5 protein-coding genes and 1 pseudogene are annotated in these 10,285 nt (G+C 65.4%); 4 read left to right on the forward strand and 2 right to left on the reverse strand.

Annotated features, from left to right (window positions below; all coding sequences use genetic code 11):
• Nucleotides 1–14: 14 nt before the first annotated feature.
• Nucleotides 15–2,138: a methylmalonyl-CoA mutase gene (scpA, locus tag EN852_RS06105; protein WP_127875365.1), complete on the reverse strand. Its 2,124-nt coding sequence runs from the start codon at nt 2,136–2,138 to the stop codon at nt 15–17.
• Entirely contained in the window at nt 2,135–3,577 is a 1,443-nt protein-coding gene (locus tag EN852_RS06110; RefSeq protein WP_127875364.1) for a methylmalonyl-CoA mutase subunit beta, read from the reverse strand. The genes scpA and EN852_RS06110 overlap by 4 nt, the downstream gene beginning before the upstream one ends.
• Before the next feature lie 273 nt (nt 3,578–3,850).
• On the opposite strand from EN852_RS06110, the gene EN852_RS06115 reads away from it, so the two are divergent.
• The 4 genes and pseudogenes from EN852_RS06115 to EN852_RS06130 all read left to right on the forward strand — a co-directional run.
• A complete protein-coding gene (locus EN852_RS06115; RefSeq protein ID WP_127867161.1) occupies nt 3,851–5,374 on the forward strand; it encodes a helicase HerA-like C-terminal domain-containing protein in 1,524 nt (507 codons plus the stop codon).
• Between the two features lie 443 nt (nt 5,375–5,817).
• Nucleotides 5,818–6,240 carry an AraC family transcriptional regulator gene (locus EN852_RS42175; protein ID WP_246694184.1) on the forward strand — a complete coding sequence of 141 codons (423 nt, stop codon included), beginning with the start codon at nt 5,818–5,820 and terminating at the stop codon, nt 6,238–6,240.
• Nucleotides 6,241–6,437: 197 nt separating this feature from the next.
• Entirely contained in the window at nt 6,438–6,890 is a 453-nt protein-coding gene (locus EN852_RS06125; RefSeq protein ID WP_127875363.1) for a hypothetical protein, read from the forward strand.
• Nucleotides 6,887–10,285 (forward strand): annotated as a pseudogene (locus EN852_RS06130) (calcium-binding protein); the annotation flags it as partial. The gene EN852_RS06125 and the pseudogene EN852_RS06130, both read left to right, overlap by 4 nt.

The following is a 10,285-nucleotide window of genomic DNA, read 5'->3' on the forward strand; positions in this document are numbered from 1 at the left end:
AAATCAGCAAGCCCTCACTGATCGGCCAGCAACCGATCCATCAGCCGGTTCGCTGCGTCCGGGATGACGGTCCCCGGCGGAAAAATCTCCGCCGCGCCCGCTGCCAGCACCGCATCATAGTCCTGTGGCGGGATGACGCCGCCGGCGACGATCAGCACGTCGCCATGGCCGAGCTTCTTAAGCGCCTCCCTGAGTTCGGGGATCAGCGTCAGGTGTCCGGCCGCGAGCGATGACGCGCCGATGATGTCGACGTCGTGCTGCACCGCAAGCTTTGCGATCTCGTCCGGCGTCTGGAACATCGGCCCGACGGTGACGTCGAAGCCGAGATCGGCAAAGGCGCTGGCGATCACCTTCTGGCCGCGGTCATGGCCGTCCTGGCCCATCTTGGCGACCAGGATGCGCGGCTTGCCGCCGGATTTCTTCTCGAACGCCTCGATCTTCTCCTGCAGCGGGTCGAGCGCCGGATTGTCGCCGAGCGCGTCCCGGTAGACGCCGGAGATCGTCTGCACCGCAGCCGTATGCCTGCCGAACACTTTTTCCAGCGCCAGAGAAATCTCGCCGACCGTGGCGTTGGCGCGCGCCGCGCGGATCGCGAATTCGAGCAGGTTCTCGCCGCTTTCGGCGGCGCGAGTCAGCGCCGCCAGGGCGTTTTCCAGGGCCGCCACATCGCGCGTGCCCTTCAGCCGCTGCAGCTTCGCCAATTGCCGGGCCTTGACCTCGGCATTGTCGATCTTCAACACATCGACTTCGATATCCGTCTGCGGCCGGTGCGCGTTAACGCCGACCAGAATTTGCTCGCCGGAATCGATACGCGCCTGGGTGCGCGCGGCGGCTTCTTCGATGCGCAGCTTCGGAATGCCTTTCTCGATCGCCGCCGCCATGCCGCCGAGGCTTTCGACCTCCTCGATATGAGCGAGCGCGCGCGCCGCCAGATCATGCGTCAGCCGCTCGACATAGGCCGAGCCGCCCCACGGGTCGATCATGCGCGTGGTGCCGGATTCCTTCTGTAGGATGAGCTGCGTGTTGCGGGCGATCCGCGCCGAATGGTCGGTCGGCAGCGCCATCGCCTCGTCGAAGGAGTTGGTGTGCAGCGACTGGGTGTGCCCCTGCGTGGCGGCCATCGCCTCGATCATCGTACGGGTGATGTTGTTGTAGGGGTCCTGCGCCGTCAGCGACCAGCCCGACGTCTGGCAATGGGTGCGCAGCGACAGCGAGCGCTCGTCCTTCGGCGCAAAGTTCTTCTGCATCAGGCTCGACCAGAGCAGCCGCGCGGCCCTGAGCTTGGCGACCTCCATGAAGAAGTTCATGCCGATCGCCCAGAAGAACGAAAGCCGCGGCGCGAAGCGGTCGATCTCGAGGCCTGCGGCGACGCCGGCGCGCGCATATTCGATGCCGTCTGCGATCGTATAGGCAAGCTCGAGGTCGGCCGTCGCTCCGGCTTCCTGCATGTGGTAGCCGGAGATCGAGATCGAGTTGAACTTCGGCATGTTATGCGAAGTGTAGGCGAAGATGTCCGACACGATCCGCATCGATGGCTTCGGCGGATAGATGTAGGTGTTGCGGACCATGAACTCCTTCAGAATGTCGTTCTGAATGGTCCCGGCCAGATCCTTTTGCGCGACGCCCTGTTCCTCCGCCGCGACGATGTACAGCGCCATGATCGGCAGCACCGCGCCGTTCATGGTCATCGACACGGTCATCTCGCCCAGCGGAATGCCGTCGAAGAGCTGGCGCATGTCGAGGATGGAATCGATCGCCACGCCGGCCATGCCGACATCGCCGGCGACGCGCGGATGGTCGCTGTCATAGCCGCGATGCGTGGCAAGGTCGAAAGCGACCGACAGGCCTTTCTGGCCGGCCGCGAGATTGCGCCGGTAGAACGCGTTGGATTCTTCCGCCGTCGAGAAGCCGGCATATTGCCGGATCGTCCACGGCTGCTGGACATACATCGTGGGGTAGGGGCCGCGCACGAAGGGCGGCAGGCCTGGATAGGTGTCGAGGTTGGCGAGCCCCTTGAGGTCGCCCTGCGTGTAGAGGTGCTTTACGGCGATGCCTTCCGGCGTCATCCGTTGGCCCTTGAGGTCGACCGGCGCGCGGCGTGGCGCCGACCAGCCGATCCGGCTGAAATCCGGGATCATGATCCGGCTCCGATCGACTGGTCGATGCGCAGGGGAAACAGCGGCTCGCAGGTCGCGACGCCTTCCGTCAGCGCCGGCCGCCGCTCTTGCGGCAGCGTCTCGACAGGGCGCTCCCTGCCGACGCGGTAAAGCGTCGTGCCGACAATGCCGCGTCCGCCCGACCGGTAGGCGCCGTTGCGCTTGGCGGCGGCGGTCTGCACGCGGTTCTGGATGTAGCCCTGCTGCAGGCTGGCGAGCACGCCGCCTTCGGCCTCGATGCGCTGGAATTCTTCCCAGGCAGCAGCGCAGAGATCGTCCGTCAGCGCCTCGACCGCGCCCGAGCCGCTGGCGGGGTCGGCGACATGGCCGAGATGGCTCTCCTCGGCCATGATGAGCTGGGCGTTGCGGGCGATGCGGCGGGCAAAGCCGGTGGGCAATCCATGCGCGATCGTGTGCGGCAGGATCGAGATCGAATCGGCCCCGCCGGTTGCCGCCGCGAAGGCCGCGATCGCCGTGCGCAGGATGTTGGTCTCCGGGTCGGCCATCGTCATCATGCGGTAGGAGGTCTCGGCATGGATGCTGGCGGTCGAGGCCGGGATCGAGCAGGCTTCCTGGATGCGCGCCCAGAGCTTGCGCAAAGCCCGCACCTTGGCCATCGACACGAACTGGTCCTGATCGACGCTGAGCGCGAAGCCAATATATGGTGCTGCATAGACCAGCGGCTGGCGCGCCTTCTCGAACATCCTGAGATAGGACACGACGGAGGCCATCATCGTGCCGAGCTCCTGCGCCTCGGTGGCACCGGCATTGTGGAAGACGCGGCCGTCGGCCTCCAGCAGCACGCCCGGCACGCCCATCGAGAAGAAATGCGCCAGCGACTGCGGCATCGATTCCTGCAGCGCCTCGATCGAGGTGCGCAGCCTCCCGGTGCCTGCGAAGATCGCCGCCGGGTCGATGCCGAAGGAGAGGTTGAGCTTGGTCGGATCGGAGCGGCGTTTGCTCAGGAAGGCGAGCAGCCAGTCGGCCACCGCGCGGCTCCAGGGATGCACGTCGATGCGCACCTGCACGCGGTTGAGCGGCACGCCGTCGAGCACCTGTTCCAACGCTTCCGCGGTGCGCGGCAGGCCGTAGCCGAAGGCATTCGGCGCGCCCTCGAACACAAGCGACAGGCCCGTGGCGCCTTGGGCGATGTCTTCCAGAGCTTGCGCGCTGGCCCGGGCAATGTCCGGGTCGTCGACACGCTGGCTGACGATCCAGGGTGCGGTCGGATTTGTGCGCAGCAACGGCTCTGCAGCCGTCGAACGCTGGCTGAGCGGCTCGATGCGGATGCCGTCATCGGTGTGGGAGACCAGCTTTTCCTCGAAGGAACCGCCGGCAAGCGCCTTTTCCGCCAGCGTCTGCCAACGCCTGGCGTCCGGGTTCGGAAGGTCGACATCCCTTGTCAAGGCGCCGGCGCCCATTACTCCTCCTCGCTTCTCGGCCGCATCAGCCGGTCCAGCCAATCTAAGGTCGGGAACCGGATATCACAATGCGTTATCCGCCCGGGTTCTCTTGCGGCCAGCCAATCGATTGCCAAACATGCGCAAAATCCGCAAGCGCCAATGGCCAAATTCCGGGCCGGTCCCAAACGCGATGCTGGCCCAAACCCGATGCTGACCATTGCCGCCTGCTGCTTGCGTTACTATACCTCGGGTAAGGCTTTTGAGCGCAAACGGATTGCGGAGACCGGACATATGGCTGACGAGACCAGCATCTTCATCGGCGCCAGCCGCAAGCCCGACGATTCCTACCAGCGCGCCGAAGAGCTGCTGCTGCGTTACGGCAACCGCCACGGCCTCGTCACCGGCGCCACGGGCACAGGCAAGACAGTCAGCCTGCAAATCCTGGCCGAGGGCTTTTCGAATGCCGGCGTGCCGGTCTTCTGCGCCGACATCAAGGGCGACCTTTCCGGTATATCCATGATGGGCGAGGCCAAGGATTTCCTGGTCAAGCGCGCCGGCGAGGTGAAGCTCGATCCCTACCAGTTCCAGGAATTCCCGGTCATCTTCTGGGATCTGTTCGGCGAGCAGGGCCATCCGATCCGCGCCACCATCTCCGAGATGGGGCCGTTGCTGCTCTCGCGGCTGATGAACCTCACCGAAGCGCAGGAAGGCATCATGAACATCGCCTTCCGCATCGCCGACGAGGAAGGCCTGCTGCTGCTCGATCTGAAGGACCTGCAGGCGCTGCTCGCCAACATCGCCGAGCGCGCCGACGAGCTCAGCGCGCGCTACGGTAATGTCACCAAGCCCTCCGTCGGCGCCATCCAGCGCACGCTCCTGGTGCTGGAGCAGCAGGGTGCCGCGAACTTCTTCGGCGAGCCGGCGCTGCGTATCGCCGACATCATGCGCACCACGCGCGACGGCCGCGGCGCGATCGGCGTGCTCGCCGCCGACAAGCTGATGATGAACCCCAGGCTTTACGCCACCTTCCTGCTCTGGCTGATGTCGGAACTCTTCGAGGAACTGCCCGAGGTCGGCGATCTCGACAGGCCGAAACTGGTGTTCTTCTTCGACGAGGCGCATCTTTTGTTCGAGGACGCGCCGAAGGTGCTGATCGACCGCGTCGAGCAGGTGGTGCGGCTCATCCGCTCCAAGGGCGTCGGCGTCTATTTCGTCACCCAGAATCCGCTCGACATTCCGGAGAAGGTGCTCGCCCAGCTCGGCAACCGCGTCCAGCACGCGCTGCGCGCCTATACCCCGCGCGAGCAGCAGGCGGTGCGCACCGCGGCCGAGACCTTCCGGCCCAATCCCGATTTCGATTGCGCCACGGCCATCACCCAGCTCGCCACCGGCGAGGCGCTGGTCTCGATGCTGGAGGACAAGGGTGTGCCGGCCATGGTCCAGCGCACGCTGATCCGGCCGCCGTCATCGCGGCTCGGACCGATCACACCCGACGAGCGCCGCAAGATCATCGCCGAGAGCCCGGTCGCCGGCCAGTACGACCAGGTTGTCGATCGCGAATCGGCCTTCGAGATGTTGCAGAAGAAAGCCAAGGAGGCGCAGGACGCCGAGGCGCAGGCACAGCAGCAGAACAGCGGCGGCTCGCGCTGGACCATTCCCGGCTTCGACGATGTTTTGGGAACAGGCAACCGGCGGTCTTCCAACCGCCAGACGGTGGCCGAAGCCGCCATCAAGTCGGTGGTGCGCTCGGTCGGCTCCTCCGTCGGCCGCGCCATCGTGCGCGGCATCCTCGGCAGCCTGGCGCGGGGGCGCTAGAGCGCCGCGGCGAGCGTCCGCGTCTCAGCCTGCCAGGTCAAACACGCGACCGTCCTACCGCGGTATGCTCGCCGTCGTGGGCGGGCAGCTTCCGCATTCCGGCGATTGGTCTGACGCTCGCCTCCCAAGCGAATTGCTTATGGCGCCCTGACCCGTCAGAGGCTACTTTTTGTTACCTCACGACGAAAAAATCTTACTTGAGAACAAGCAGATAGCATCAGCCTCATCTAAAGTTTTCGTGAGAGACGTTTTTCCTCGCCGAACCGCAATTTCGTGAAATACCGGATGCCTCAAATCATGGCTGTTGCATGGTTGCCGTCGGATCGGGATCCGAGGGCTTCTACCAACCATGCGCTTGATCACGATTTGTTTTGCCTGGGGAACCGAAAACACGTGTTGAGGTTGGGCCAAGACGGGCGGAGGCTGAGCATCAGGAGGCCCGGTTGCGGCGCGACGATGACTTACCGGCCCTGTTGTCGGAGATCGCTTCCGACAGGGCTCCCTTGCCGAACGCGAAAGGCGGATTGTCGGCAAGGCATACCCAACAAATCCAGCAATTCCTGAAGGAGAATTTCTCGCGCAAGCTGTCGCTGGCCGAGATGGCGGCGGTGTGCGACTTGTCCCCTTACCATTTCGCCCGCGCTTTTTCGAAGACGTTCGGCGTGTCGCCGTATCAATATGTTCTGGGCCTTCGCCTCGACCTTGCCCAGAAGCTGCTTGCCGACAGCCGCATGTCGATCACGGACATTGCCGATCTGGCCGGCTTTTCGAGCCAGAGCCACTTCACCACGATGATGAGGAAATATCGCCATGCGACACCTCAGCAGGTGCGCACGGGGCAGCGCGGCTCACGATCGAAAAAATAAGATCATTCTAAATTAGCAGTATGCAAGTTGAATGCCTCCTAATTAAAGTTATTGCTTGAGTAACTCACTGTTAACTACCGACTTCTCACTGGATATTTTTAGACAGAACAGCAATTTATTGGAATACCTCAGTTCAAAAACATGACCTCTTGAAGCAATTCCGGCTGTTTCGGATTCTGATTTGGCTGCGAGGGGACATGAGCGACGACGCGGCGATTCGCCGAAGCCTTTCCGAGGAGATCGGCTATTGGCTGGAGTCGGCCGCAAGGACGCTCGAAAAGCGCTATGGAAATGGCGTGCCTTTGGCCAAGCAGGATGCCCTGCTCGCCCACTATCTCTACGGCCTCACGGCAGTGGTCCACGCCGGCGATGAGCCTGCCGTCCATCTGGCGGCCGTACAGTCCTATCTGGAGCGGCTAATTCCCAAGGAGCGCGTCGCAGCGGCGCTCCGGGCCGTTCCGGAAGAGGGCGATTCCTGGCTTGAGAACACGCTCGATCGCGTCGAGGCGATCGGCGAGAAGCAGGGCCATGCGCTGCTCGCGCGCGGCGCTGACGTCATTCCATTTTCGAGCAGACACGCTTCGGCGGCAGGGTCGGCGGAACCTGTCGTCATCGAGCGCGACCCACCACAGGAGGCATTGTCGCAATGACTTTCAGGCAAGGACGAACCACTGGCCGCTTCGCTGGAAACTGGGTTTCCGGCGCCATCGACAGCCGCGCGTTGCGCCGCTGCCTGACGGCCGCGCTGCGCAACGCGCACCGCGTGCTCGGCATGCGCCGCAAGGGTCTGGGGCTTGGCACGCTGGGCGCCGGCGGGACGCTGGCGGCGGCGCTGGGTGCGATTGCGTTGGGCGGTATCGCCACGCCGGCATCAGCACAGGTTTTCGGTGGCGGCGGCACGGCAAACGGCGTGCGCGGTATCGCGTTTGGATCCGGAGCCGTGCAGAACGGAGCCGACTCGATAGCCGAGGGCACCAATGCCAGCGCGGGCAGCCAGAATGCCGTCGCGATCGGCTTTGGAACGATCGCCTCCCAGATCAACTCCATCTATCTTGGCTCGCGAACAGCGCCCGGAACAGGTGCCACTGCCACGAGCGCCATCGCCATCGGCACGGATGTCACGGCATCCCAGGTCGACGCCATCGCGATGGGACGTTCATCCCTTGCGTCGGCCCAATACTCGGTGGCTATCGGCCTGAATGCACAAGCCACGGGCACCGGCGGCGCGATGGCGCTGGGCCAAGGCACGGTCTCAAGCGGCGTCAATTCGGTGGCGCTCGGCGTTACCGCTAAAGCTACCGGAGCCGGCGCCAACGCCTTGGGTACATTCTCCGTCGCTTCGGGAGGGAATTCCACAGCCGTCGGCACCAGTTCCTTGGCCAGCGGCAACTTTTCGTTTGCCGGGGGCTGGGCATCTGTCGCCAGCGCGGACAGTGCCGTCGCCGTGGGTAAATCGGCCAGCGCGACAGGGCTAAACTCGACCGCGCTCGGCTCTAGCACCAATGCTTCGGCGGATTTCGCATTGGCGCTGGGCAACCAGGCTGTATCGAGCGGAGTAGGTTCGGTCGCGGCTGGCTCGGGATCCCAGGCCACGGGCGTGTCAGCCACTGCGCTCGGCAACAACGCCGCGGCGACCGCCGCGAACGCAACCGCGCTGGGGCTGGGCGCCACTGCGAACGGTGTAGACGGCACGGCAATCGGCAAGCAAGCCAATGCGAGCGCGCAAGACGCCATCGCCATGGGCACGACCTCAAAGGCGAGTGGCACCGCCAGCACGGCGGTTGGTAACGTCGCCGTTGCCAGCGGCCCCAACGCCTCCTCGTTCGGGTCCGGAGCAACTGCGGCAGGAGACAATTCTCTCGCTGCCGGCGTCAGCGCCAGCGCTGGAGGAAGCGCCAGCACCGCGCTCGGCATCGGCACCGTAGCAAGCGCCGACAATTCCACCGCCGTCGGACGTGAAGCCCGCGCCACCGGACTCAACAGCACCGCGCTCGGCCGCGGCGCCCAAAGCACTGCCCAGAACTCCATCTCTCTCGGCGCAGGTACGAGGGCGACCGGGATAGGCGCCGTCTATCTCGGCTCCAGCACTTTTGCAACGAGCGCCAGTGGAGACAACGCCATCGGCATCGGTACGGACGTGACGGCATCCGCGGACGACGCCCTTGCGATGGGACGCGAGAGCCAGGCGACGGCAACCAACGCCGTCGCGATCGGTCTGCAGTCCGCTGCGCTCTCCGCCGACTCCATCGCCATGGGCACTGGCGCGACTGCCGATGGCGGCAAGGCCGTCGCCATCGGCGCCGGCAACGCAGCCTTTGGTGACGGTGCGGTCGCCATCGGCGATCCGAGCTATGCCAGCGGCACCGGCGCCTTTACCGGCGGCGCCAACAACATCGCCAACAGCGACGGCACGGCCAGCGCCACCGCCGCCAATATGGCCAACGGTGCCGTCGCCATCGGCAACGGCAATAAGGCGATCGGGCAAGGCTCCGTGGCGCTGGGCAACGGCTCCACAGCGGGTGCCGCGGGCTTCGTTGGCAATGTCGCGCTAGGCAATGGCGCCACCGCGGCGGCAAGCTCCGGCGACGTGGCGCTGGGTTCCGGTTCGGTGACCGCCGCGGCGGTCGGCACGGCCAGCGCCGTAATCAACGGCACGACCTACGCCTTCCAGGGAACCGCTCCGACTTCGACGGTCAGCATCGGCGCGCCCGGCGCGGAGCGCACCCTCACCAATCTGGCGGCGGGGCGCATCAGCGGCTCCTCGACCGACGCGGTCAACGGTTCGCAGCTCTTCGCGACGAACCAGGCGGTCGACGCCATCGGCACCACGCTCAACAACATCAATGTCGGCGGCGGCATCAAATACTTCCATGCCAATTCGGCGCTGGCGGATTCGTCGGCGACAGGCACGGACTCGGTTGCGATCGGACCAGTCGCGACCGCGACGGGGGCGAGCGCCATCGCGGCCGGTACCAATTCGAGCGCCTCCGGCATCAGCGCCTCGGCCATCGGCAACGGCGCCGTCGCATCGGGCCTTAACGCGACGGCGTTTGGATACATCTCCCAGGCCACAGGCCAATACAGCACTGCCGTCGGACCCAATGCCAATGCTACAGCCACGTCCAGCACGGCGATCGGTCAGAACGCGTTTGCGACCGACGTTCAAGCGACCGCTCTCGGCAAGCAAGCGAATGCCAGCGCCTCGAATGCGCTCGCGCTGGGTGCCAATGCCACCGCCGGTAACGCGGGCGCCGTCGCGCTCGGCTCGGGCTCGGTGACCGCCGCGGCGGTCGGCACGGCCAGCGCCGTAATCAACGGCACGACCTACGCCTTCCAGGGCACCACGCCGACCTCGACGGTCAGCATCGGCGCGCCCGGTGCGGAACGCACGCTCACCAATCTCGCGGCGGGGCGCATCAGCGGGTCTTCGACCGATGCGGTCAATGGTTCTCAGCTCTTCGCGACCAATCAGGCGGTCGACGCCATCGGCACCACGCTCAACAACATCAATGTCGGCGGCGGCATCAAATACTTCCATGCCAATTCGGCGCTGGCGGATTCGTCGGCGACAGGCACGGACTCGGTTGCGATCGGACCAGTCGCGACCGCGACGGGGGCGAGCGCCATCGCGGCCGGTACCAATTCGAGCGCCTCCGGCATCAGCGCCTCGGCCATCGGCAACGGCGCCGTCGCATCGGGCCTTAACGCGACGGCGTTTGGATACATCTCCCAGGCCACAGGCCAATACAGCACCGCCGTCGGACCCAATGCCAATGCTACAGCCACGTCCAGCACGGCGATCGGTCAGAACGCGTTTGCGACCGACGTTCAAGCGACCGCTCTCGGCAAGCAAGCGAATGCCAGCGCCTCGAATGCGCTCGCGCTGGGTGCCAATGCCACCGCCGGTAACGCGGGCGCCGTCGCGCTCGGCTCGGGCTCGGTGACCGCCGCGGCGGTCGGCACGGCCAGCGCCGTAATCAACGGCACGACCTACGCCTTCCAGGGCACCACGCCGACCTCGACGGTCAGCATCGGCGCGCCCGGC

It is taken from the genome of Mesorhizobium sp. M2E.F.Ca.ET.209.01.1.1 (assembly GCF_004010375.2).
Classification (GTDB): Bacteria; Pseudomonadota; Alphaproteobacteria; order Rhizobiales; family Rhizobiaceae; genus Mesorhizobium.

Bases quoted from the DNA above. Each gene is read 5' to 3' on its own strand.
- scpA (WP_127875365.1), bottom strand. From the start codon at position 2,138: ATGATCCCGGATTTCAGCCGGATCGGCTGGTCGGCGCCACGCCGCGCG.
- EN852_RS06110 (WP_127875364.1), bottom strand. From the start codon at position 3,577: ATGGGCGCCGGCGCCTTGACAAGGGATGTCGACCTTCCGAACCCGGAC.
- EN852_RS06115 (WP_127867161.1), top strand. From the start codon at position 3,851: ATGGCTGACGAGACCAGCATCTTCATCGGCGCCAGCCGCAAGCCCGAC.
- EN852_RS06125 (WP_127875363.1), top strand. From the start codon at position 6,438: ATGAGCGACGACGCGGCGATTCGCCGAAGCCTTTCCGAGGAGATCGGC.